The sequence below is a fragment of the Shewanella nanhaiensis genome, assembly GCF_019457885.1.
Taxonomy (GTDB): Bacteria; Pseudomonadota; Gammaproteobacteria; order Enterobacterales; family Shewanellaceae; genus Shewanella; species Shewanella nanhaiensis.
On record NZ_JAHZST010000032.1, the window covers coordinates 1 to 23,492 of the forward strand.

The following is a 23,492-nucleotide window of genomic DNA, read 5'->3' on the forward strand; positions in this document are numbered from 1 at the left end:
AAGATATGTAAGGCATCAAGAAAAGGTTGAAAAACAGGAGCAGCCGCAATTAGATTTGAAGTAGACAACGCCCCCTTTTAGGGGGCTAATGCAAAGCCACCTTCTTCAGAAGGTGGATTCTTTACATTGACGCTTTTTTATTACCCCTGTCTTCCATCGTTTATCAAATCCCCTCACCTCATTTGATTTTCTATATAAAAAATTACAGATTAATACTAAATAGATAAGTAACTTAGCAAAAAAAAATGCTATAACAAGCTATGGAAACGTGAGTACATTTGATCTAAAGCAATGTCTTTTATGCTATGTAGCTCATTATTAAGGTATCGAATGAGAAAGGGGTAAGGTATGAAGGAATATAAAAAGCTGTTAGTTGTTGTGGATCCAACCAGTGATACTCAACCAGCTCTTGCAAGGGCTGTTGAGCTTGCTACCCGAAATCAAGCTAGCATAACAGTATTTCTCTCTATTTTTGATTTCTCCTATGAGATGACGTCCATCTTATCTGGTCAGGAGCGTGAAGCGATGCGCCAAGGCGTTATTGCCCAGCGCCAAGCTTGGATCGATGAAGTTGTCGAGCACTACTCCACCTCTGAAGTGACAATCGAAAGTGAAGTGATCTGGCACAACCGCCCGTTTGAGAGCATTATTCAATATGCCATCTCCAACGAGTTTGATCTGATTGTTAAAGGGACACATGAGCACGATAAGTTAAAGTCGGTTATCTTTACGCCTACGGATTGGCATCTGATGCGTAAGTCCCCTGTCCCTGTTTTGCTGGTGAAAGAGCATGACTGGCCAGTTGCGGGTAAGATCTTATGTGCCATTAATGTGGGCTCAGAAGATGAAGATCATATCAGTCTAAACAGCAAGATTGTCGAACATGCAAAAGATCTCGCCAAGAGATTTGACGCTCAGGTTCATCTTGTTAATGGCTACCCTGGAACACCAGTGAATTTAGCCATTGAATTGCCAGATTTTGATGCTCACACATACAGTGAAACGATACGTATGCAGCATGAGGAGAGAGTTTGCGAACTTGCCCTCACCTTAGGAATAAGTACTGATAACTGCCACGTTAAAGAGGGGTTACCTGAAGATGTGATCCCAGATGTGGCTAAAAAGCTTGATGCTGAGCTAGTTATCTTAGGCACGGTTGGACGAACTGGCTTTTCAGCTGCATTAATTGGTAATACGGCTGAACATGTTATCGATAGCATCAATTGCGACCTTCTTGCCATCAAACCTGATGGTTATAAATCGCCATTAGATGAGAGCTGATACTTTGTAACCGAAAAATTTTAATATATACTACGCGCCCGTAATTCAAGTGTTACTAGGCGCGTTTTTTTATGTCTGTCGATCTATCTGCTCAACAAGTTACCCGAATGAAAAAGCTTCAGAAAAAAATCAGAAGCGAAGTCGGTAAAGCCATCTCCGACTACAACATGGTTGAAGAAGGCGATCGGATAATGTGCTGCCTTTCAGGTGGTAAAGATAGTTACGCCATGCTTGATATTCTGTTAGATCTCCAGCAACGTGCGCCGATTAAGTTTGAGATTGTTGCGGTGAATTTAGATCAGAAGCAACCTGGTTTCCCTGAGCATGTATTGCCAGCTTATCTTGATAGTTTAGGAGTGGCTTACCATATCTTAGAGAAAGACACCTACTCTATTGTCAGAGATAAGATCCCTGAAGGTCAAAAGACCTGCTCTTTGTGTTCACGCCTTCGTCGTGGAACCCTTTATGGTTTCGCGCAAAAAATTGGTGCCACTAAAATTGCACTGGGGCACCACAGAGACGATATTATTGAGACCTTGTTTCTGAATATGTTTTTTGCTGGAAAACAGAAAGCGATGCCACCTAAGTTGCTCTCCGATGATGGTGCCAACATGGTGATCCGTCCTCTTGCGTACGCTCGAGAAAAAGATATTGCCGAATACGCCGAGCTTAAGGGGTTCCCTATTATTCCATGTAATCTATGTGGCTCTCAGGAAAACCTAAAACGTGCATCGGTGAAAGAGATGCTTAATCAGTGGGATGTTGAACATCCAGGTCGCATCGAGTCTATCTTTACCGCGATGCAAAATACCTCGCCTTCTCAAGGTGTAGATAGAGAGCAGTTTGATTTTATCTCATTGACTCGTGATGCGAATGCACCGCTAAAAGGGGAAGTGGCTGAATCTGATCTTCCCGCGTTTGATTTCGTTGATGTTTCAAATAACGGTCATATTGATCTTGATGCAGCTAGTAAGGCGAAACGCGTTAACCCTGAGCACAAAATTGATATCGTCAGTACCTATACGCCTTAATCAAATGGCAAGTTTAATCAATAAAAAAACCAGCTTTCGCTGGTTTTTTTATTGATTGCTATTAAGTTCTTGGACTGATCACCTTAGGTTTTGATGACAGTTCTAGCGCTTTGAGTTGGCTTAATTGTTCACGACTTAGCTTTAAACTCCCTGACACTAACTGCTCTTCGCCGTCAATTTTCACTGATACTTTACTGTCAGATTCGAAGACAAAGTTGATGCCGGCAATATCAGCACTGAAATAGCGCATAGGGAAACCCTGCATCTCATCGAGCAGCGCATCCATCTGTGCTTGTATCTCAAGAAGTTCGCTTTGAGCGTAATTTAGCTTTGTTTGCTTGGCTCGGACTTGCATTGAGATATTACAGTTTTCAGCCTGCCCCTCGATATCTAAGTTAATTAATGCCCTATCTGATTTTAATTTATCATCAAAAGGAAGAAATAGACGTTGATCTTTAGTTATCGTTAAGGGGAACGATTCTTTCTCTGTTGATATAGTGCCACTTTTTATATGGCACTTATCTTTACCAGGTACAAAAAAGGCAAGTTCAACAAGCGGGTAATGCCCTTTATTGACCTGCTTTAACCTTTGATAAAAACCTTGATACTCTAATGATATTGGGGCTGCTTGCAATGAACTACAGGCAACGATTAAACAACTAAACAGAAGGCTTTTCTTCATTATTTCCTACCAAGTACTGCTGGTTATGACGTAACATCTCTAAAAGCTCATCAATATAAGCTTCCTGACGTTCAGAGTAATTTACTAGCCCGTAAACAAGTTCATCTGCTGTGGGTTCTTTATTTTGTGCGCGCATATCGGCGCGAATTGAGCGTAAAAGAGAGTAAGCGGCGTTGGAGTTCAGGTTGCGCATATAGGAAGCCACAGAGTCTTCTACTGATTTGAAAACAGCAACTTCATGGGACATCCCTGCAGTACGAGACTGGGGGACCAAGCCACAACCTTTTTTGAAGCACCACTGACCAAAGAAATTAAGTCCCTCTCTCGCGAAGCGTGAACTTCCCCAACCTGTCTCATTGGCGGCTTGAATTAGCACCATAGACTCAGGAATAATATCTGTTCTTACTAACAACTCTTTAAGTGTTTCCGCGTTATAAGCGCGCGAAGAGTATTGATACTTATTGGCGATCTCCTCAATTCGGTAGTATTCAGCATCTGTGAGTGCTAGACCGTCATTAAGGTGCTGCAATGAGCGCTGTAAAAATAAACGCTCATCTTTGATTATGCCATTTTGAAGTCGAACCCAAGGACGTAGGTAATCGAAAAATGCCTGTTTCTTGTCTGTGACAAGTGGAATAGATGCAAAATCAGGGATTAAACTCAGATGCTGCTGGTTCTCTATTATGGCTCCTAATTGATCGACCTGTTTCTCTTCTGAATCAATAAAATTAAGCTTTAATACAATAAAGGCTAAGATAACAAGGCTTACCGATACTGTTAACTTCCCAACTCTTCCTGTTTTCATTCGTGTCTCAAATGTGAATTATCGCCTGAGATTATATGCTATATCTCAAATAGACCCAAGTCACTTGGCTTAGTGATAAAACATCAGTTAATCATGGGATTCTAAGGTATAATCCCAGTTGGTTAATTATCTGGGTATTCAGGAAGGAACAACCCGAATGCAATATAATGCACTAAATAGATTCGACAAAGTGGTTGCCATTGGTGGTGGTCATGGCTTAGGCAGAGTGCTATCAACACTCTCATTTCTTGGTCCTAAGCTAACAGGGATAGTTGCAACAACAGATAATGGTGGCTCCACAGGTAGACTTAGACAGCAACAAGATTGTATCGCTTGGGGCGATCTACGTAACTGCTTATCCCAATTGGCAAGCACGCCCTCTATCGGCTCCTTGTTGTTCGAGTACCGTTTTGCTGGTGAAAGTGATCTATCGGGCCACAATCTGGGTAATCTCATGTTGCTTGCTTTAGATGAGCTATGCGTCAGGCCGCTTGAAGCTGTGAATATCGTACGCCAGTTTCTCAATATTGAAACTCGCGTTATCCCCATGTCTGAGGAGCCGACACATCTGGTTGCTATTCAAGCATGTGGCAATAAAATATTTGGTGAAACCAGTGTCGATGAGATGTCAGAACACCCTATGGCATTGTCGTTAGAGCCTGTGGTGACTGCGACCTGTGAAGCTTGCGATGCGGTTCGAGAGGCTGATCTGGTGATCTTAGGTCCTGGTAGCTTTTTGACTAGCATTATGCCACCGCTGCTTCTGCCAAAGTTTGCAGCAGCACTGGCTGAATCCAATGCTGAGGTGATCTTAATTGATAATCTTACCCGTGAACCCTCCTCCTCTGCTGACTTCTCTTTAACCCAAAGAGTTGATTGGTGTCATCAGGTGTTAGGTGTCAAGATTATAGATAGGATATTAAGTCACTCAGAGGAGAGCTATCAAAGTGGTAACATTCTCTATCGCCCCTTGGTGAGCAAACACCACAAAGGTTTACATGATAGGAAAGCATTGGCACAAGCCCTTGCCAGTATCGTGTCTGACACGATAACCAATTAAAGAAAAAGGACAGCTTAGCTGTCCTTTTTCATATGCTCTCTTTTATCCAAGAAAGATTAAAGAACGCTAGCGATAGCTTTGCAGATCACTGGCATGTTCTCTTTTGTCATGCCTGCAACGCTGATACGTCCAGAGCCAACAATATAGACGCCGTGCTCATCTTTTAGCTGTGCGACCTGCTCTTTAGTGAGACCGGAGAAGCTAAACATGCCATTCTGTCTTGAGATAAAGCTGAAGTCCTGTGTGACTCCTTCTTGCTTTAATGTTTCTACAAACAGAGTGCGCATCTTTGCGATACGCTCACGCATCTCTTTTAACTCACTCTCCCATAATGCCTTTAACTCTGTGTCACCTAAAATGGTACTCACAATTAATGCGCCATGAGCTGGCGGGTTTGAGTAGTTGCCGCGAATAGTACTCTTAACTTGGCTAAATGCTTTAATGACAGACCCTTGGGAATCGCCCACTAGAGTGACGGCACCAATACGCTCATTGTAGAGGCCAAAGTTTTTAGAGAAAGAGTTAGCGATGATAAGTTCTGGTACGGTATCAGCTACGATTCTTAAGCCATTTGCATCTTCATCTACGCCATCACCAAAGCCTTGGTAGGCGAAATCAAACAGAGGAACTAACTCTTGCTTTAAGCATAATTGAGCAATGATTTCCCATTGGTCTTGGGTTAAATCAATGCCCGTTGGATTATGGCAACACCCATGGAGTAACACGAGATCGCCAGCTTGCGCAGATGAAAGATCTTCAACCATGGCATCGAAGTCTTTATCGTGAGTTTCTGCTTTGTAATAGCGGTACTCTTTAATCTCAAGAGAGGCAGATTGGAATATATTCTTGTGGTTAGCCCAAGTTGGATTACTAACCCAAATGGTTTTCGATTTAGTATTACGGGCAAGGAACTCTGCTGCAACACGTAGAGAGCCTGTACCACCTGGAGCTTGTGCCGTTAATGCTCTTTTGTCTTTAACAACCTGATGAGCGGCACCGAAAAGTAGACTCTGCACGGCATCATTGTATGCCTGAACACCTTCAATACCTAAGTAGCTTTTACTCTCTTCTGATGCAAGTAATTTAGCCTCAGCTTGTTTCACTGAGGATAAAATGGGAGTCAGCCCCGCTTCATTTTTATAGATCCCCACGCCTAGGTTTACTTTTCCTGTTCTTTTATCAGCTTTAAATGCATCCGTAAGACCTAAAATGGGATCAGCTGGTGCAAGTTCAACCTGGGTAAATATCATGACTGCTTTCCTAAAGTATTTGAATGTAGGGGATTTCGGGACTCTTTATACCATTGTCAGAGAGCAAGAGGTAGAGAGTTTTAGTACTAGTAGAAAAAATAGTTGTTAATTGGGATTACATCCAATTTTCTTGATAATTTTTCGACAAACCGCATTAGAGCTATCTCTTTTATGAGAATAATTAAAACAGCTTATGGTTAATAAGCTTGATAAGGGATCGCCATCTTTATGATCGCTGAGGCTCTTTTATAAAAAGTCAGCCGATCACGTCTTATTAAGAGTTGCGAGGGATTTAGGCCGGCCCATAAAAGCTTAATACAAAAAAGCCCCAACTGATGTTGAGGCTTCAATGTCATCTTAATGATGGTACCCGAGGCCGGACTTGAACCGGCACGCTTATTCAGCGAGGGATTTTAAATCCCTTGTGTCTACCGATTCCACCACTCGGGCAAACTCGTTGATTTTGACGATACATATTATCGGTAGTTAATACTGCTTGGTTGTAGTAAAAAATTACTCAACCAAACTCATCAATATCTTAATATGGAGGCGCGACCCGGAGTCGAACCGAGATCGACGGATTTGCAATCCGCAGCATAGCCATTCTGCCATCGCGCCAATATTTGTAAGATTGGAGCGAACCTTCTCTAATAAAGAGTGGTTCGAACCGCCCCTTCATTAAAACAAGAAGCTATTTCCTACCAAAACTTTATCTTTTCAATAAAATTTTGGAGCGACATATCGGGTTCGAACCGATGACCTATACCTTGGCAAGGTATCGCTCTACCAACTGAGCTAATGTCGCACTTTTACATCTTACTTTAGAATCAGGTTAAGTTTGTTTACCAAGCTTTCCCCTGACTGCGGAATGGCATTCTACCGATCTGAGCCGCAGAGTCAATCATGTAGATCAGATAAAAATGGGTTTTCAATCTGACTGTTGTTAAATTAGCCCAAAGCCATATTTTTTGTACAAAAAAACATATCAGCTTACGACAATGAGTATAAAAAAAGCCCCATACCGTTAAGCATGGGGCTTTATTACTGCTATTTAATTATGAAAGCTTAGCCATGAGGCAGTGATTGGTAATTAAGACCAAGCATCTTCTGCATCACACCAACAACCTGACAGCTGTAGCCAAACTCATTGTCATACCATACGTATAAAATTGTGCGCTTACCATCTGCTATGGTTGCTTGTGAATCAACAACGCCTGCGTAACGTGAGCCGACAAGATCAGATGAAACAATTTCAGTTGATTCAGTGAAATCAACTTGATTCTGAAGATCTGAGTTTAGTGCGATATTACGCAGGTAATCGTTGATCTCCTCTTTATTAGTTTCACCATTTAGGTTCAAGCTGATAATAGCCATAGAGACATTTGGCGTAGGAACGCGGATAGCGTTACCAGTTAACTTACCTTCAAGCACAGGGAGTGCTTTTGATACAGCTTTAGCGGCGCCAGTTTCAGTGATAACCATATTAAGTGGTGCACTGCGCCCACGGCGATCTGCACTGTGGTAGTTGTCGATTAAGTTCTGGTCATTGGTATAGGAGTGAATGGTTTCAACGTGACCATTTTCAATGCCATACTTATCGTTAATCGCTTTAAGGACTGGCGTGATGGCATTGGTGGTACAACTGGCTGCCGATACAATGGTATCTTCGGCCAAAATATCTGACTCATTAACACCATAAACGATGTTTTTGATGCTGCCTTTAGCAGGAGCCGTTAGCAGAACTTTTGTTGCGCCTTTAGATTTCAGATGCAGACCGAGTCCATCTTCATCTTTCCAGATACCAGTGTTATCGACCACAAGTGCATCATTGATATCGAAGCTTGTGTAATCAATTGCATCTGGTGAGTTCGCGTAGATAACTTGAATATAGGTACCGTTAGCGATAATGGCATTGTTCTCTTCATCGACTTCAACAGAGCCGTTGAATGGACCGTGAACTGAATCTCTTCGTAATAAGCTTGCACGCTTCTCGAGATCACCTTTACGCCCACCACGAAGTACTATGGCACGTAAGCGAAGTTTGTTACTCACACCAGTTCTTTCAATCAATAGACGTGCGAGCAAACGACCAATTCGACCGAAACCATAAAGCACAACATCTCTAGGCTTCTCTTGATCATCGTGATCAATGGCCGTAGCAAGCTCTTGGCTCATGTAAGCTTCAATACCGCTTGCATCATCATTTTCACGCCAGTATTTGATTGCTAGCTTACCAATATCCACTTTACACTGTTTTACCGCTAATTTACTTAGTGCTTCAACAAACGGGAAACTTTCACGCAGTCTTAGCTTATAACCAACATGCTTACGTACTAGACGGTGAGACTTGATGATCTCTATGGTTGAAGCATTAAGGAGTGGTTTACCGTATAAAACGACTTCGACACCCTGATTGCGATATAATTTTCCTAGAAGAGGTTGCATCGCCTCTGCCATTTCGAAACGTTCTTGCCAGCTTTGTAGGTGTTTATCAGCGCTCATTTACAGATCCTTTATCTCATTATTCCACTTTATTTAGCAGAAATGATTGAGTAACAAAAAAAAAAGACCAATACTCTAATTATAAATCGGGTAAAACCCTTTATGGTCGGCGCTATTGTAATGAAAAGCAGGCTCTCAAGCCAGCAAGATATTTAATGTAACATTGTAATTTTATTAGCATAAAGTACGAGTTGGAGCCTGTTTTGAGTAGAAGTGTCGTAATATTTAGATCATTTTTTAGCATTATCGTTTTTTCGGCACTTTTAGGCTGTGATAATGTCGGGAATAACAACACTATTTGTAAAAATAATCCTGAACTTTGTGCAGATTTGCATAAAGATAGTTGGTGTCGATATGAGAAATCGGACCTACTTAAGAGTCGGCTCAGACTAAAGCACGAACAATCCCCTCCAGGTAAAGCGCTTTACCATCATCTGATCCATCTAGAGAAGTACAATAAGTGCATTGAACTTGCCTCTGGTGTGCAACATATTCTTCATCCTGAAAGAACCAATGATAGAACCCGAGCGTTTGGGTTAAGTGCACAGAGTCTGGCTGAGCTTCAAGTCTCCACTAAAGAGAGTAATGATCCTTACTTAGCTTATTATCACTGGACCCGTTTTAATGATCAGGTGGCACAAGCAAAGATACTTCGTGCTGAGCGACTCAACCTTATCGATGATATTGAGATTTTGGCTGGGATAGCTTCCTACTTTCAAAAATACGACCCTGCTAAAGCACGAAAAGTATATTTGGAAGTATTTAATAAGAGTAATGACGAGAACTTTAACCCAGAATGGTTATTGGGCTTAGCCAACACCTATCAAAAGCTCAATGACTTGGAGATGACCTATCTTCTCTCCAGAGCTAATATCTTAATGAGTGAGAATCAAGTTTCTGAAAAAAGCATGTTGATGCTAATCAATGGTGATACCGAGCTGAAGGTATTTCTTGATGATCACGCTGAGGAGTTAGTCGATTCACTTCAATCTGGAAGTTATCATTCCAGTAAAATTAGGCGTATCTTAGAGAGGGAGTAGAGGTTATAAGGTAAGTTTTCGCCCTGCTCTTCGGTGGCAAAAAATCTGCCAATAGGAAAATTATTTACCAAAACACAGCCTCTTTTTGTAAAAAATATGATCATTGTAAAAGAAATGCCGAAATTGTTACTGAAAATTGGGCGATAAAACGGATATTACTTGACGGTGGCTGTCAGTTTGGTAATTTTACTACCAGATAATTTTTTTACATTCACCAGAGGGATATCAGATGACTATCCGCGTAGCAATTAACGGTTATGGCCGTATCGGTAGAAATGTTTTACGTGCACTTTATGAAAGCGAAAAGGATTACCCAATCCAGATTGTTGCTCTTAATGATCTAGGTGATGCTTCGATCAATGCACACTTGACTAAGTATGATTCTGTTCATGGCCGTTTTAACGCTAAAGTCGATCATGATGCAGAAGCTATCTATGTTAATGATGACAAAATCCTCACATTCTCTGAAAGAGACCCAGCTAAACTTCCTTGGGCAGAGTTAAATGTTGATGTGGTCTTTGAATGTACTGGTATTTTCACCTCTAAAGAAGCAGTACAACCACACCTCACTGCTGGTGCCAAGAAAGTACTTATCTCTGCCCCAGGTAAGAATGTGGATGCAACCGTAGTTTACGGTGTGAACAACAACGAAATTACTGCTGATATGACGGTGATCTCTAACGCTTCATGTACCACTAACTGCCTTGCACCGTTCGCTAAGCCACTAAATGATGAGATTGGTATCGAATCAGGCTTAATGACAACGATTCACGCATACACAAATGATCAGCGTCTATCTGATGTTTACCATACAGATCTTCGTCGTGCTCGTGCAGCGGCAATGTCGATGATCCCAACTAAGACAGGTGCAGCAGCAGCTGTTGGCCTAGTTGTTCCAGAGCTAGCTGGTAAGTTTGACGGTTTAGCTGTTCGCGTTCCAACTGTGAACGTGTCACTGGTTGACCTATCTTTTATTGCGGCGCGTGATACGACAGTAGAAGAGGTTAACGCCATCATTGAAAGTGCAGCGTCACTCTCTCCAATGAATGAAGTGTTAGCGGTTAACAAGGAGCCTTTGGTTTCTATCGACTTTAACCATAACCCATTCTCATCAAACTTTGATGCGACTCAAACACGCGTTAATGGTCGTTTAGTTAAAGTGATGGCTTGGTACGACAATGAGTGGGGCTTCAGTAATCGTATGCTCGATAACGCTGTTGCATTAATGACTGCTAAGTAATTTTAAGTCATTAAAAAGCCAACCTTCATGGTTGGCTTTTTTGTGCCTGTTCTCTTGTCCTGTAATGTGTTCAATCAATAACAACGAAGCTAATTTAATACAACATAGCCTCGGTTTGTCATGCAGTTCTTAATGATTAAGGCTTGTTCCTGCTCATAATTGTGTTGATTCTGTCGTTTACTGCGGTTCTTCCCAAGAAAGCCCCCTACTACACCAACAGCTGCGCCTGTTTTCGCACCGTCAGAGCCTGAACCACCAGAAATAGCACCAGCTGCGGCTCCCAGAGCGGCCCCCTTTGCTGCGCCAGAGACGACGCCACCATCTGCTGCTTTCTTATCAACTTGCTGTGAATACTCAGTACATTGATGGAGGTCGTAGATATAGTCTTTCTCATCTACCCCAGACTTATCAACAATGATCTTAGCAGACACAGAGGTGTGCATGAGTATTAGTCCAATGAGTAACATCGTCTTTTTCATCTTAGTTCCTATCGCTATAAATAATGCACTTTCAAATGACTAGGTCACTTAAGGAATAAAATAATGTTACTAAATTATAGCTGAATGAAGGCTTAATGTGGCCAATGAGAGTGACTAAATCACTAGATCAAACTCATCCATGAGTTATTTTTATATGCTGTTAGAAACGTTTGATTCTGACGACTTTCATGACTTCAATTTCGAAGCCTGCCACTTTTTCTTGCTCAGGATAATAGGTCATATTTACCCTGTTGCCTTTAAGGCACTTGAATTTTTTAGGGCGTCTAAACTTAAAAGGTGCATCACACCCCTCAATCATCACAGTATGTTGAACCCACTCTTCAACTTCTCGTTGGGTATGAGAAACGATCTTAACCCCTTCTGAGTGAACAAGCTTGTTATGGCTAGCAAGCATTTTATCCAGATTTGATTTCATTACTTCCCCCTTTTTTAAGCAGCTGTTAAGAATAGCAAGGGACGGAAGATTTAGCACGTTTCTATCTATATAACAGAGCATGAAGAGTTAGGCTAAACTTTGTATGTGCAGATCTTATCGCTAAATTGAATTTAAGCTCCTCTTTAATAGAGCTGATCGGTGTAAAAGTAGATGAAAAAGTATATTGGTTTCTCCTTAATTCTCGCTATTAGCTCTCTTTTATTTAGCACTTCTTCTATATCTGATGAAAGTAGTGAGACTCAAGTAATAAGAGTGCTAACTTGGGAGGGCTATGTGACCGACGGTGACATCTCTCGTGTTAACCAGTTACTACAGGAACAAGGTTATGGTTATCACGTTGAAGTTATCTCCCCTTACGCTGAAGGGGCTGAGCAGATGTACAACTTGATCAGAGGCAAAGAGTGCGACATCACTTTTTTAACCCTCTTTTTTATTAAGATGAAAAAGGAGCAAACGGCCAAGCTACTTCAACCTGTGAATATAGACTCTCCTAGGTTGACTAATTATCAGCACCTTTATCCAAACCTAACAAGGCTTAAAATGGGAGTAGATAGAGATGGGCTACCGCTTTATATCCCATGGGGAGGCGGTATTTATGGTTTCTATATCGATCATGACAGAGTTACTCCCTCGCTTATCCCATACTCTGTAAAAGCGTTATGGCAGCCTGAGTGGAGGCATAAGTTCTCGTTGAACGGGGCCCAAGAGTGGTACAACATAGGTCTAACATTAATGAGTCAAGGCGAGTCGCCCTTCTATCTTTATGAGGAGTTTCAAAAAGAAAACAGAAGTGGCGTCATGGTAAAGTCTGCACCAGATGGGGCTTTTCAAACTCAATTGACAGCGCTATATGATGCCGCTGGCAGTTTCTGGACTGATGCGCCTACTTTTAATGATGAGCTATTGATTGTCAGCAGCTGGGGACCTGAAATACATGCGGAAAATGTGAGGGGTGGGAATTGGGAGCTCATCGACTTTGAGGAGGGCCATATGGCTTGGCTTGATACGATAAATTTTGTAAAAGGGTTATCAGGCAGGAAGCTAGAGGCAGCAGAGATTTTCGCCAATTATTTTATCGGTAAAGAGGTTCAAAACCGAATATCAAATGAGCTCTCCATGGTCCCTGCCTCTCAAATTGTCCCAGTTAACACTATTTTGGGGGATCCCGATAAAATATTAAATGAAAACATGTTTGTTCCACCCTACGATCAAAGAAGCTATGGGTTAATGAAGAAGATGCTTGAAAGGGCTAAAAAGCAGAGACAGCCTTAAGCATACTTGTCTCTCATCCAGGCATAATGATAATACCCCCACTGTCCTATTCGCCTCATCCGTGCAAATGGAAATGGGGGTAAAGGTTGACGATAAAGTGGTAGGTCGGGTGTCTTGATACCCGCTAATGTTTGAGCCAAACGATAGGCCGCTTGTGCACTGAAAGAGACTCCAGAACCACAATAACCTAAGCTGTACCCCACTCCACCTTTTTGATAAACATGGGGCATATCATCGATGGCCGCCGCTATCCAGCCTGTCCAGTTATAATCGACAGTTTTATTGGCAAGAACAGGAAAACACTGAGCAAGCGCATACTTTAATCTTTGTGCATAAATGGGATCCTGTGCATCTTTACCTGTAATGGCACCTCTACCTCCCAAAAGTAGTCGGTTATCGGGTAAAAGACGGTAATAATACTTAAGTAAGCGCGTATCCATAGTAACTTGGTGAGTTTTGAGCCCAGCTTCTAGCAGCTCGGCGCCTGTGAGCGGCTCTGTAACAATGACATTACTTAAGATAGGTAGGTATTTGTCATCGAGACAAGGGTTAAATGTTTTTGGTGTGTATGCGTTACCGGCACAGATAACTCTATTTGCCGTGATCTCTCCACCCGGCGTAATTAACCTATGTTTCCCCCTTTCCTCAAACCAGCGATGAACACAGGTATTTTCAAAAATAGATACTTTGCTATTTTTCACTAACGACTTGTAGCCTAGAACTAATTTTAATGGGTTTATACCAAATCCATCATCTAACCTTAGGGCACCATAGGCCTGATGGTGATGCATGTAATTTTCAGTTAGCTGCTCTAGTGAAAGTAGCTCCGCTTGCCCACCTAACTCAGTCGTTATGAAATTAGAGGCGAGTTTGAGCTGTTTCATCGCTTTTGGATTATGAGCAACTTTTAAGTACCCCTTTTCTTGAGGCTCACACGTTATCTGGTTTGAAGTTATCAATGAACCGACACGCTCTACCGCTTCACTAAACTCCTGATAGATCCCTTTTGCGATATCGAGATCCCACTTCTTTGCTATTTGAGTGTAACCGAGTCGACCTGAGCCCTTTAATACGAAGCCTGCATTGCGTCCGCTGGCACCAAAACCAACAGTATTCGCTTCTACGACACATACATCGACATTAAACTCTTTGGCAAGATAATAAGCGGTTAGTAACCCAGTATAACCAGCACCAATAACTACAACATCTGCTTGAACATTTCCCTTAAGAGATGGGGTATCTTGCGGCGGCGGAACAGTACTCGCCCAATAGGAGTTTGGCCAGTTTTGTGCTGCGGGTGTTGTAGATATTAGAGGGTCATATTGTTTTAAGGTCATCTCATTGGGCTTTATGTTGGGCTCATCATGTTTGAATGGGGAGTCAATTATTTAAAGATTAAAATCATCTCACAAGCGGTGCAGTGACACTCAGGGCCACATAATATGCAGATATAATCGGGGTGCTCTTTCGTATTATTCCATCTATTAGGGTACTCTTTGATTAACACTCCCCCCGCTTTAGTAAAGTAGTTGACTGCCGAATTATTGGGACTATCTTTCCAGAGATGACTTATGCCCGCTTTTGCGCCTTGATGTTTGGTTGCTGCTATAGATGCTTGCAATAATTTACCACCAATCCCCTCGCCCCGGTGCTCCTCTGCAACGGTATTACACTTAAAATAACAGACTTTTTCGGGTTCGACTCCCCATGCATCAGGTAGACACCAACTGTCGGGTTGCCAATTACCAGGTGCATAGGTCAATCTAAAGCCAACCAATTCATCATTGAGAACAGCGACAAAATTAGCATTAATCTCATCCTTAATTCCTTTTTGGTAAAGGGACTGCATTGATCGGAGATCAAGGTAGCCATCACCATGGACTTTATTGCCTAAGGCTATGACATCTTCAAAATGTTCCTGCTCTAATGCTTCTATCATCACTTTGTCCTTTTTTGGATTAAGCTAAACAAAATAGAGGTGGATGTATAGTATTTGTTTAATCCGCTTTTACACCTTAACAGTAAAATAGATGGAGCATATGTTAATAACAAGTTACCATCCTAGCTTTGTGTTAATTGAAGGAAAAAGCCAATGGAGCAACTCCCTAAAGAGGAGACAGGTGTCCGTTTTCAAAAAATTATCAATTCGCCAATAAATCTATTGCTTGGCAGCTTCCAGTCACTGCGCAGCTACTATCAAAAAATGGTGAGCTTGCTTAAGCGATTAACGATTGCTCAGAAACTCTACCTGTTTGCGCTATTGTTATTAATGTCACCAGATTATTTAGGCTTAGTGGTCATTATTACCGTTGTGGCACTGACATTAGAGTTTTGGCCACTGTTCGAACGTGTCTGGCACAGCTTGTCAGGAAAAGCTGTGTTACTGCTTTTCTATGCTGTGATCGCAAACTTTGCTATAGCGGGAGCCGCCTCTGTCGTTAATGAAGTCGTAGGCGTTTCATCTACACATTTCTCATACACACACAATTTCGCCATTTTGCTTTATCTACCCGCTTGGGTCATTGCAATGACCGCTTTGGCGATACTCTTACTCCAGATTGCAGTTCCTATTTATCTTGTTTTTTTACTCATGCTAAAGCCTTTTGGCATCAAAGGGTTAAGGCTGACCAATCATGATCACTTTCGGTTTTCAACCATGTTAGTGCGTGTCATATTAGCTTCAATCGTGCTTTATCATTTAGTCTTACTCGTCAATTTAGATGATGAGTTCAATGATGATGTAGCGCTTACCGATGAGAATAAAGCAGTTGTGGTTGAAAATGTTCACAATGAGATAATTGAATCTTTTAACCAAACAAAACATCTGCCGGCTGGAATGAAATTAATCAATGATGATTTGTCCATCGGTTTATCTCTACCTTCAGAAGAGACTAAAAAATCAAATGAAGAACTATATAAAAATGCACGTTCGGACTATGAAAGCATAGTGCGCCACCTGATTGCTACATTCGCTTTTTATCTAGAGTCTGATACGAAATCAAGGTGTAAAATGGAGCAAGATACCAACGTGGTGGAGCTCAATGACTATGAGATTTTAGAGATAAAAGAGGATTCTGAAGCAGATTATGGTTACCGTTTTGTGGTAAAAAAATGTATCTCTCCCGCATTCCCTGCAGTGAGCTAGAAGGCTCACTGTTTATGAGTTGGGATCACCAAAGGATCTTATTACCTAGATAATCAAAGAAGCCGCCACTGTCAGAACAGCTCAATTTACTGATCACTTGCTTTAAACCCGCTGCTGATTCATAGGTATCTATTAGTCCATTAGGCCCCCCCATATCTGTCCTAACCCAGCCAGGGTGTAGAGCAACAACCTTTACACCGTATGGATCAAGGTCTAGCGAAAGGCTCTTCACAACACTGTTTAGGGCAGCTTTCGATGAGCGATAGATATAGGCACCACCGCTGTTATTATCCGACATGCTTCCCATTTTAGAGGAGATAGCCACATAAGCAGCATCTTGTGCCTGTGTTAAATGAGGTAAAAAAGCTTCGGCTATTTTTAAAGGCGCTATGGTATTTACCTCTATCACTCTGCGCCACTCATTGACATCAGTGTCGCCAAAACTCGCTCCTTTCGGACCATAGTAGCCAGCATTATTGATCAAAAGATCGATAGGAATATCTGCAAGATTGTCAGCCAGCTGCTCAACAGCTGTGTAATCAGTAACATCGAGCTGTGAGAGTGTTAATGAGTCGTACTTGATTTGTAGCTGTGTTAACTCATCGGCTTTTTCTGGCTGGCGACAACAGGCATTGACGGCCCAACCATCATTCAGATATTGCTTTACCAGTGTTAGTCCTATGCCACGATTTGCACCTGTGATCAAAAGGTGTTTTTGCATTACACTATCCTTCATTTAGCATTAACTGGCGAAAAACAATTCACTTAACTTTGTGTCGCCTTTTTTTTCGCCAAAAAATCATTAATTAGAGTCGAAAGCTTATCATGAAAATGTTCTTCAAATTCATCCAGTTCACATTTAAAATAGGCTAAATATTGGGAGGCTTTTTCACGAGATAGCAACTTACTGTCAACAGAGTATTCCATCTCTGCTAAGGACTTATCGTAACGTGGAAGAGGTAACCATTTGATAAAATCGGAGTCAATTTTTTTTAGTTCTTGGTGAGAAAATCGGCAAAAAGATTCAATATGATCTAAGCCATCAGGCCCTAGGCAACCGGGTTCAACTCTACACAGAACGGTCAGTTTTTTCTCTTTTGGTAACTCAGTTGACATCTATTGTATTAACTCATTACTCAGGTTTAATAATAATTATAACCTGTTTTAACAAAAAATAACGTAAAAGCAGCCCTTGTTTATAGGCTTAATCATTGCATTAGTTCACTAAAGGAAGACTCCAGCATTGAATACCCAATCAGAAATTATTGAGTACATACAAGAACAGTTTTCCTGTAGTAAAGTCATTAAGTTAGAGAAAATTCAGACGCTTTGGAGTGGCTATGGTGAGATCTCAAGATATCAGATAATGATGCGAGGTAGCACCCAAAACATCATAGTAAAATCAATTGTACCACCTAAAGTTGCTACGCACCCAAGGGGCTGGCATGGAGATGTTTCTCATCAGAGAAAGATAAAATCATATCAAGTAGAGGCTAATTGGTATCAAGGTTATGCCTCCAAACTAAATAAAGCTAGCCAAATCCCCCACTGTTTTGGCGTCAAATCCTATGCTATTGATCACCCTAGATATGAATCTAGCATCATACTGTTAAGCGACCTCGACGCTTATGGCTTTAGTGTGCGTAAACAACATCTATCCGTTGATGAAAGTAAAGTTTGTATAAAATGGTTAGCCATTTTTCATGCCAGTAACCTACAAGATGATCATCTGGCTAGTTGGCCTAAAGATTTATGGACTATAGGCTCATATTGGTTTTTAGCGACTCGTCAGAATGAGTATCATGCTATGCAAGAGTCAGATGTAAAATCTGCTGCACATAAATTAGATGACAAACTAAATCACTGCCGAGTTAACTAGCTAAAACATGAAGATTTTCTTGCTGTTTAAGCATTGAAACTAATTTTTAGCACAGAGATTTTACTGAACTTATACTGCATCACGTCACGAGCCGTGTGATAGTGAGCTAAACTAGATTTAGAAGAGAGTTATCAGATGAACGTAAACAGGCCTTACGCCACAAGTGTTAACGAACACAGTTTTGCGGAGTCATAGCTCTCTTTTTTTAGCTGTTCTTGATTAGCCAACTGTCGAGTTAACGACTACTCTTCCCTTTCTGCATTTTTAAATTTTGCTTCAGTGATTAAGTTATCGATTGCTTGATCGAAACTTTCAAACTTCTCATCTTCCATATAGAGCCTGAGTTTAGCTATGATATCTTTACTCAACTCGATGTGAGATTTTTTCTGCCGCTTCTTTATCTGAGATAACTCTTTACGAACCATGCGCCAACCATGATCGCTAAAATAATCATTTAGGTTGTCATTAAGTTCTTTCAGTGGGGTTAATATCGGCTCTGAACTTTTTCTTAACTGAGTGACCTTTTGGAGTAATGGTATCAGGGCAATATATTTTAAATTTCTGTTTGCATCATCTTCAGCAATGCTATTTAAAAACCATTCAGGTTTCTTCATAACCTCCTCGGGATGAACTAAACGAAATATAAGTGGCAAAGCGATGGTCAGTTCATTTATCTCCAACAGTAAAAGTTTTCTTCCTGCTTTAGGTGCATCACCTTGATATACCCACGCTTGCTTATAATCCATTATGCTCTCACTGTATGTTAATTGATATGATCATAATTCATAATCCTACCAGACTCTCTAGAACTTCAATATTACTCAAATCAATAGTATGGTTCAACCATTTAATTGATTCTATCTCGGCTAAATATCGGACTGCAGAAAAGCTTAACGATATCTTGAAGATCTAGCCCTTTTTCACTCCTCATACGAATATAAAATGGTGTAACCATAAATTAAAAATACAGATTGATCAGCATAGTAATACGTCAGAACAGAATCTTGGTAGTTCGATAAATGTACAGAAATCCCCCGTCAACAGAAGATAAAACTTATATATATTCTGACTGTTCATTTTATATACGGATAATGGTGACCGGGTATATTAGTTTATTATGCCTATATTGGCCAACTTAATTGAAACCTACAGTAGAGTTTATCCAGCGAAGCGCGCTTATCATTACAGCTCTTTAAAGCATCAATTCGTTGATTTTTTATTTAATAAACCACTCTACCAGTGATAATGACGATTATCACTGGTAGAGATTAGATAATTAAAGGTATAATTTACGGCGATAACCACTGATATTAGGGAGCCAGCTCTTTTCCGTTTACTTTCTATGCGGTTTAGTTTGTATCATAAATGAATAAAATGACCCCCTTTCAAACAGGTTCCATATTAAGTCGGCCAGTTAATACAGAAGAAAAACAGTTTTATGAGGAGCGAGAGCTACCACTTTCAATCTTAGATGACTACAAAAGTGCTGCGAGTGAAACAGAATATGAGATCTCTGCCAATACACGTAGGGCTTATACCTCTAGTTTTTCGCTATTCTCAAACTATTGCAGTGAGCATAGGTTAAATATTCTGCCAGCAGATCCAAGAACGGTTATCTCATTTATCGGTTATCAAAAAGAGCTAATACAATCACGAAGCGGAGCACAACTTTCTCGGCAAACCCTAACGAGCCGCCTAGCTGCTATTCGTTATTTCCATATTCAAGCTGGATATCATTCTCCAACAGAGCATCCTCTTGTGATCAGAGTGATGCGTGGCTTAAGTCGAAATAAACAACGAACAGTATCTGATTATGATCAACAACCTATTATGTATGATGAACTTGAGATGTTACTCAATGTGATTGAACAGCAGCCACAAGCGATCACGAGAGCGCGAGATAAAGCAATAATTCAATTAGGGTTTCAAGGTGGGTTTCGCCGCTCAGAATTGGCAGATATTAAAGTTAATCATTTGAGTTTTTTGAGGGATAAGCTCAAAGTTAGACTCCCCTACTCTAAGAGCAACCAACAGGGACAAAAAGAGTGGAAGAGCCTTCCTCAATCAGAACCTTTTGCTGCTTTTGATGCCGTCAAACATTGGTTAGCTATCTCAAAAATTCAAGATGGACATCTATTTAGATCGTTAACCCGAGACGGCAGGCAAGTAAGAGATTACAGTGTTGCGACTCAAGGCTTAGAGAGTAAAAAAAGAAACTCCGGCTTTCTTCGTGGAGATGATATCTACCAAATGATCAGAAAGTACTGCACTAAAGCGGGACTCAGTCATGAATTTTATGGTGCTCATAGTTTACGAAGTGGCTGCGTAACTCAGCTTCATGAAAATGATAAAGATCACCTCTATATTATGGCAAGAACTGGCCATACAGATCCACGTTCTCTCAAACATTACCTCAAGCCTAAAGACTAATTTTGTTTAAAAATTAACGTCCTTTTTGCAGAGTAAGAATATATGACTCAATAAAATGGTGCAACCATAGTATATCAATTTAACTTATCTCTAGTATTGTTAGCCAAGTAAAGGATAACGCTCAGACAAAAAGTAGTAAAATTAACCGATTACAACATAGAAAAGCGAAGCTTGATTAGCTTCGCTTTTTTGTTCATCATTAAGCGGCTGTAGCAAAAACTAATGTTTCTGCAGGTATTGATCAACACTCGCTTGTTCTCGATTCTTCAATTGTACGCAGTTTTTTACCTTCTCATTTAATTTAGCCAAGCTGCGTGTAAACTCGGGAGATACTTCAAGCTTTGGTTCAAAAAATAGATTAGTTTTATCGAGTGAAACTAAGTCACAACCATCGCCTGCATAGTTAGGCAGCTTTGCAACGGCAAATGGAGGTAACTTATCTTTTACCGCAGCATAGTTGTTATATAACCAAGCTCTAAAGATCTCTTTTCTTGCTTGAGTATAGCTTTGACCATACATTATATAGCCAAGATCAGGAGAGTTTAACTTGTCTGTTAAACTATAATCCAGCATCTCTTTTTGCTGGTTCTCTTTGGCAACAAAGCCAAGTGCATACATTAACTCTGTTCGCTTTTGTGGATTCTTGGTCGTCTCAAAAGCAGTTTTAAACTTTTGTATTAATTCTTTATCTCCATAATATACAGCTACTTGTAGTTGAGTACCAATAAGGTAAGCATCAAATGACTTACTGCCATCAAGGTAATCTAGACTGGCTTTTTTGGCCGCAGCTATAATGGTTTTGTCCTTACCTTCAAAGGCTAAAATTGAGATAAGACTTGGACGCAGCTTACTGATTGCTATGCTCTCTCCCTCTTCTGCCACTTCGCCATATTTGTTAATTGCACTGCGAGCCTTTTTACTAATAAACTTTGCCCAATCAGCTTCGTTTGATTGATCGACAAAAGTAGTTTTCTGGATCTGTAGATAACTTAATGCTGATGAAACAAGCTGTGGATGTGCATCATCAACAAACTCACCAAGAATAGAGAGTAACTCACCAGCAGTAATGAAGCCGCTTGCAAGTAGTGCATCTGCTGAAGATATTAACGCTTTACGCTCCCTGTCGGTGAGCACATTTTTTGCGTTTTTAAGTAAGTTATTTAGCTGCTTATCATCTAACAACCAGCGGTAGTAGCCCATTGCATCGGCATCCGGATATACCCAATCTGGAGTAAATTTAAGTTTTACCTGCTTATTTTTACTATCTAGCAGTACTGTATCAGTGAACTGTTTATCCCCTTTCCCATATTTTATTGAGACAGGCACTACCCACTCCTGACTCGGCGCTTGACTGCCTGCAAATACAAAACGTTCCTGAGAAAGGTTCAGGTTATTACCACTGATCTTGACCTTAATAAGCGGATATGATGCTTGCTCTATGAATGTACTCAGTACCCGACCCACATCTTTGCCTGACGCCTTAGATAAGGCATTCCAAAGATCATCTGCACTGGTATTTTTAAAGGCATTATCTTTAATATATTGACGGATCCCTTGTTTAAAATCCTCTTCACCGATCCAGTTCTCCACCATAGACAGTACTGCAGAGCCTTTGCTATAAGCTAACCCCAACCCGTCCATTATATCGGCTTCAGTGTTAATGGGCTTACGGATCGGTTTAGTAGAGAGACGTGCATCCATACTCATGACTCTGTTTTTAGATAGACTTAAATGTGACTCAAACTCAGGGTGTAATTCGTGAGTCACTTTAGCGGCCATCCAACTTGCAAATGCCTCATTTAACCAAAGATCGTTCCACCATTTCATCGTAACAAGATTGCCATACCACTGGTGCGCAAGTTCGTGGGCGATAACTGACACAGACGAACGTTTAGTATTTTGATTTGCCACTGCTTCGTCTAGAAGCAGAATATCTTCACGGTAAGTGACGAGCCCTGCATTTTCCATGGCACCGAAAGGAAATTCAGGTAAAGCAACAGAATCTAGTTTCTGGTAGGGATAATCAACACCAAAATAACTCTCTAAACGCGCTAAAATGGCAGGCATCTCCTTAACGGCATACTTTGCAAGTTCTATTTTTCCTTGTGTGGTGATCACATTACCCGGGACCTTCATCCCTTTAACTGGAATAGACTCAAACTTACCGACAGCGTAAGCGATTAAATAGGAAGATAGTGGCTTGGTCTGCGCAAAGTGATGAGTCGTTTGGCTCCCATTAACCTTAGTGCTAACAAGGGGAGTATTGCTGTAAACTTTCTCACTAGATGGTGCTGTAATGCTTATCTGGAAAGGAATTTTATATTCTGGTTCGTCGAAAACCGGAAAACTTCTGCGGGCATCACTCATCTCAAATTGAGTAAAAAGGTAAGGCACGCCGGCATCAATGGTTTTATATAGTCCCACTGATTGATGATTATAAGGTGCGGTAAAATCCAGGTGGAGCTGATAATTACCAGGGCTAATTTCTGTATTACAAATAAGATTGATGATGCCAGTATCTATCATCTGAGCTGACATATCACAGTGGCTGTCGCCAGTTAGCCGAATATTTTTGGCTGTATAATCAACGCCATTTATCTGAATAATTTTTGTTTTTTTGAGTACTTTTATTTGTATATTGGTACTGCCTGAAAAATTATCTTTATGTGGATCTAAGGCTAAACTCACTGCCTGAGAAATAGGTTTCGCGTGTTTATTGAGGACAAACTGCTCAGCATGCAACTGGCTAGTGCTAAGCAGTAATGCAGTGACTAGGCTTGAGGCCATAACTCGATACATATCTATTCCTTTATTCTTTTATTGATAACTTCAATGTTAAACAGCCACAAACACCATCCAGTTAGACAATAGAGCCCAGAAATTATGGGGAAGCACAACAGGTGTATTTGCTTAACAAAATAGAGGAGGATTTTAACAAG

General features: G+C 40.9%; 21 protein-coding genes, 3 tRNA genes and 1 pseudogene. 10 read left to right on the forward strand and 15 right to left on the reverse strand.

All coding sequences use genetic code 11. From position 1 onward, the window contains the following. From K0625_RS23540 to ttcA, 3 genes and pseudogenes are all read left to right on the forward strand, one after another. Positions 1–64, forward strand: a pseudogene (locus K0625_RS23540) (IS200/IS605 family transposase); the annotation flags it as partial. Between the two features lie 284 nt (positions 65–348). Beyond that, positions 349–1,281 (forward strand): universal stress protein UspE, encoded by a 933-nt coding sequence (gene uspE / locus K0625_RS23545; RefSeq protein WP_220111820.1) that lies wholly within the window; start codon positions 349–351, stop codon positions 1,279–1,281. Between the two features lie 71 nt (positions 1,282–1,352). Beyond that, a complete protein-coding gene (gene ttcA / locus K0625_RS23550) occupies positions 1,353–2,312 on the forward strand; it encodes a tRNA 2-thiocytidine(32) synthetase TtcA (RefSeq protein ID WP_064791316.1) in 960 nt (319 codons plus the stop codon). A gap of 61 nt (positions 2,313–2,373) precedes the next feature. On the opposite strand, the gene K0625_RS23555 is transcribed toward ttcA, so the two are convergent. Together K0625_RS23555 and K0625_RS23560 are read right to left on the reverse strand one after the other, a co-directional pair. Beyond that, entirely contained in the window at positions 2,374–2,994 is a 621-nt protein-coding gene (locus tag K0625_RS23555) for a DUF2987 domain-containing protein (RefSeq protein WP_220111821.1), read from the reverse strand. Continuing rightward, a complete protein-coding gene (locus K0625_RS23560) occupies positions 2,972–3,799 on the reverse strand; it encodes a glucosaminidase domain-containing protein (RefSeq protein WP_220111822.1) in 828 nt (275 codons plus the stop codon). The genes K0625_RS23555 and K0625_RS23560 overlap by 23 nt, the downstream gene beginning before the upstream one ends. A gap of 157 nt (positions 3,800–3,956) precedes the next feature. Between K0625_RS23560 and yvcK the strand changes: the two genes are divergently transcribed. Further along, positions 3,957–4,859 (forward strand): uridine diphosphate-N-acetylglucosamine-binding protein YvcK, encoded by a 903-nt coding sequence (gene yvcK, locus K0625_RS23565; protein WP_220111823.1) that lies wholly within the window; start codon positions 3,957–3,959, stop codon positions 4,857–4,859. Between the two features lie 56 nt (positions 4,860–4,915). Here yvcK and K0625_RS23570 read toward each other — a convergent pair whose 3' ends face one another. From K0625_RS23570 to K0625_RS23590, 5 genes are all read right to left on the reverse strand, one after another. Further along, complete coding sequence (locus tag K0625_RS23570; protein ID WP_220111824.1) at positions 4,916–6,109, reverse strand: amino acid aminotransferase; 1,194 nt, start codon at positions 6,107–6,109, stop codon at positions 4,916–4,918. Positions 6,110–6,473: 364 nt separating this feature from the next. Then, a tRNA-Leu gene (locus tag K0625_RS23575) sits at positions 6,474–6,559 on the reverse strand. Positions 6,560–6,653: 94 nt separating this feature from the next. After that, a tRNA-Cys gene (locus K0625_RS23580) sits at positions 6,654–6,727 on the reverse strand. A gap of 111 nt (positions 6,728–6,838) precedes the next feature. Next, a tRNA-Gly gene (locus K0625_RS23585) sits at positions 6,839–6,914 on the reverse strand. A 260-nt stretch (positions 6,915–7,174) separates the two neighbouring features. After that, positions 7,175–8,611, reverse strand: coding sequence for a glyceraldehyde-3-phosphate dehydrogenase (locus tag K0625_RS23590; RefSeq protein WP_012325016.1), 1,437 nt, complete (start codon positions 8,609–8,611; stop codon positions 7,175–7,177). A gap of 203 nt (positions 8,612–8,814) precedes the next feature. Between K0625_RS23590 and K0625_RS23595 the strand changes: the two genes are divergently transcribed. Together K0625_RS23595 and gap are read left to right on the forward strand one after the other, a co-directional pair. Next, the gene (locus K0625_RS23595; RefSeq protein ID WP_220111825.1) at positions 8,815–9,651 is read left to right on the forward strand and encodes a DUF2989 domain-containing protein; all 837 of its coding nucleotides are present in this window, start codon (positions 8,815–8,817) and stop codon (positions 9,649–9,651) included. 229 nt (positions 9,652–9,880) lie between these two features. Beyond that, positions 9,881–10,891: a type I glyceraldehyde-3-phosphate dehydrogenase gene (gene gap, locus K0625_RS23600; protein ID WP_012325014.1), complete on the forward strand. Its 1,011-nt coding sequence runs from the start codon at positions 9,881–9,883 to the stop codon at positions 10,889–10,891. A gap of 89 nt (positions 10,892–10,980) precedes the next feature. Here gap and K0625_RS23605 read toward each other — a convergent pair whose 3' ends face one another. Next, positions 10,981–11,370 carry a glycine zipper family protein gene (locus K0625_RS23605; RefSeq protein WP_220111826.1) on the reverse strand — a complete coding sequence of 130 codons (390 nt, stop codon included), beginning with the start codon at positions 11,368–11,370 and terminating at the stop codon, positions 10,981–10,983. 160 nt (positions 11,371–11,530) lie between these two features. Next, complete coding sequence (locus K0625_RS23610) at positions 11,531–11,806, reverse strand: hypothetical protein (RefSeq protein ID WP_012325012.1); 276 nt, start codon at positions 11,804–11,806, stop codon at positions 11,531–11,533. 171 nt (positions 11,807–11,977) lie between these two features. Here K0625_RS23610 and K0625_RS23615 point away from each other — a divergent pair, with 171 nt between their 5' ends. After that, positions 11,978–13,099 (forward strand): extracellular solute-binding protein, encoded by a 1,122-nt coding sequence (locus K0625_RS23615; RefSeq protein ID WP_220111827.1) that lies wholly within the window; start codon positions 11,978–11,980, stop codon positions 13,097–13,099. On the opposite strand, the gene K0625_RS23620 is transcribed toward K0625_RS23615, so the two are convergent. Both K0625_RS23620 and K0625_RS23625 read right to left on the reverse strand, forming a co-directional pair. Beyond that, the gene (locus K0625_RS23620) at positions 13,096–14,436 is read right to left on the reverse strand and encodes an NAD(P)/FAD-dependent oxidoreductase (protein ID WP_220111828.1); all 1,341 of its coding nucleotides are present in this window, start codon (positions 14,434–14,436) and stop codon (positions 13,096–13,098) included. The genes K0625_RS23615 and K0625_RS23620 overlap by 4 nt on opposite strands. Positions 14,437–14,483: 47 nt before the next feature. After that, positions 14,484–15,038, reverse strand: a complete 555-nt coding sequence (locus tag K0625_RS23625) for a GNAT family N-acetyltransferase (protein ID WP_220111829.1) — start codon at positions 15,036–15,038, stop codon at positions 14,484–14,486. Positions 15,039–15,191: 153 nt separating this feature from the next. On the opposite strand from K0625_RS23625, the gene K0625_RS23630 reads away from it, so the two are divergent. Continuing rightward, positions 15,192–16,244: a hypothetical protein gene (locus K0625_RS23630; protein WP_220111830.1), complete on the forward strand. Its 1,053-nt coding sequence runs from the start codon at positions 15,192–15,194 to the stop codon at positions 16,242–16,244. 25 nt (positions 16,245–16,269) lie between these two features. Here the strand turns inward: K0625_RS23630 and K0625_RS23635 are convergent, their stop codons facing one another. Both K0625_RS23635 and K0625_RS23640 read right to left on the reverse strand, forming a co-directional pair. Further along, on the reverse strand, positions 16,270–16,965 hold the full coding sequence (locus tag K0625_RS23635; RefSeq protein ID WP_220111831.1) for an SDR family oxidoreductase: 696 nt from the start codon (positions 16,963–16,965) through the stop codon (positions 16,270–16,272). Between the two features lie 44 nt (positions 16,966–17,009). Next, the gene (locus tag K0625_RS23640) at positions 17,010–17,360 is read right to left on the reverse strand and encodes a hypothetical protein (RefSeq protein WP_220111832.1); all 351 of its coding nucleotides are present in this window, start codon (positions 17,358–17,360) and stop codon (positions 17,010–17,012) included. A 127-nt stretch (positions 17,361–17,487) separates the two neighbouring features. Between K0625_RS23640 and K0625_RS23645 the strand changes: the two genes are divergently transcribed. After that, complete coding sequence (locus tag K0625_RS23645) at positions 17,488–18,123, forward strand: hypothetical protein (protein ID WP_232847263.1); 636 nt, start codon at positions 17,488–17,490, stop codon at positions 18,121–18,123. A 242-nt stretch (positions 18,124–18,365) separates the two neighbouring features. Here K0625_RS23645 and K0625_RS23650 read toward each other — a convergent pair whose 3' ends face one another. After that, the gene (locus K0625_RS23650) at positions 18,366–18,869 is read right to left on the reverse strand and encodes a hypothetical protein (protein ID WP_220111833.1); all 504 of its coding nucleotides are present in this window, start codon (positions 18,867–18,869) and stop codon (positions 18,366–18,368) included. Positions 18,870–19,497: 628 nt separating this feature from the next. Here K0625_RS23650 and K0625_RS23655 point away from each other — a divergent pair. Continuing rightward, positions 19,498–20,553 (forward strand): tyrosine-type recombinase/integrase, encoded by a 1,056-nt coding sequence (locus K0625_RS23655; RefSeq protein ID WP_438944520.1) that lies wholly within the window; start codon positions 19,498–19,500, stop codon positions 20,551–20,553. 219 nt (positions 20,554–20,772) lie between these two features. On the opposite strand, the gene K0625_RS23660 is transcribed toward K0625_RS23655, so the two are convergent. Beyond that, positions 20,773–23,352, reverse strand: coding sequence for a M1 family metallopeptidase (locus tag K0625_RS23660; protein WP_220111835.1), 2,580 nt, complete (start codon positions 23,350–23,352; stop codon positions 20,773–20,775). Positions 23,353–23,492 lie beyond the last annotated feature (140 nt).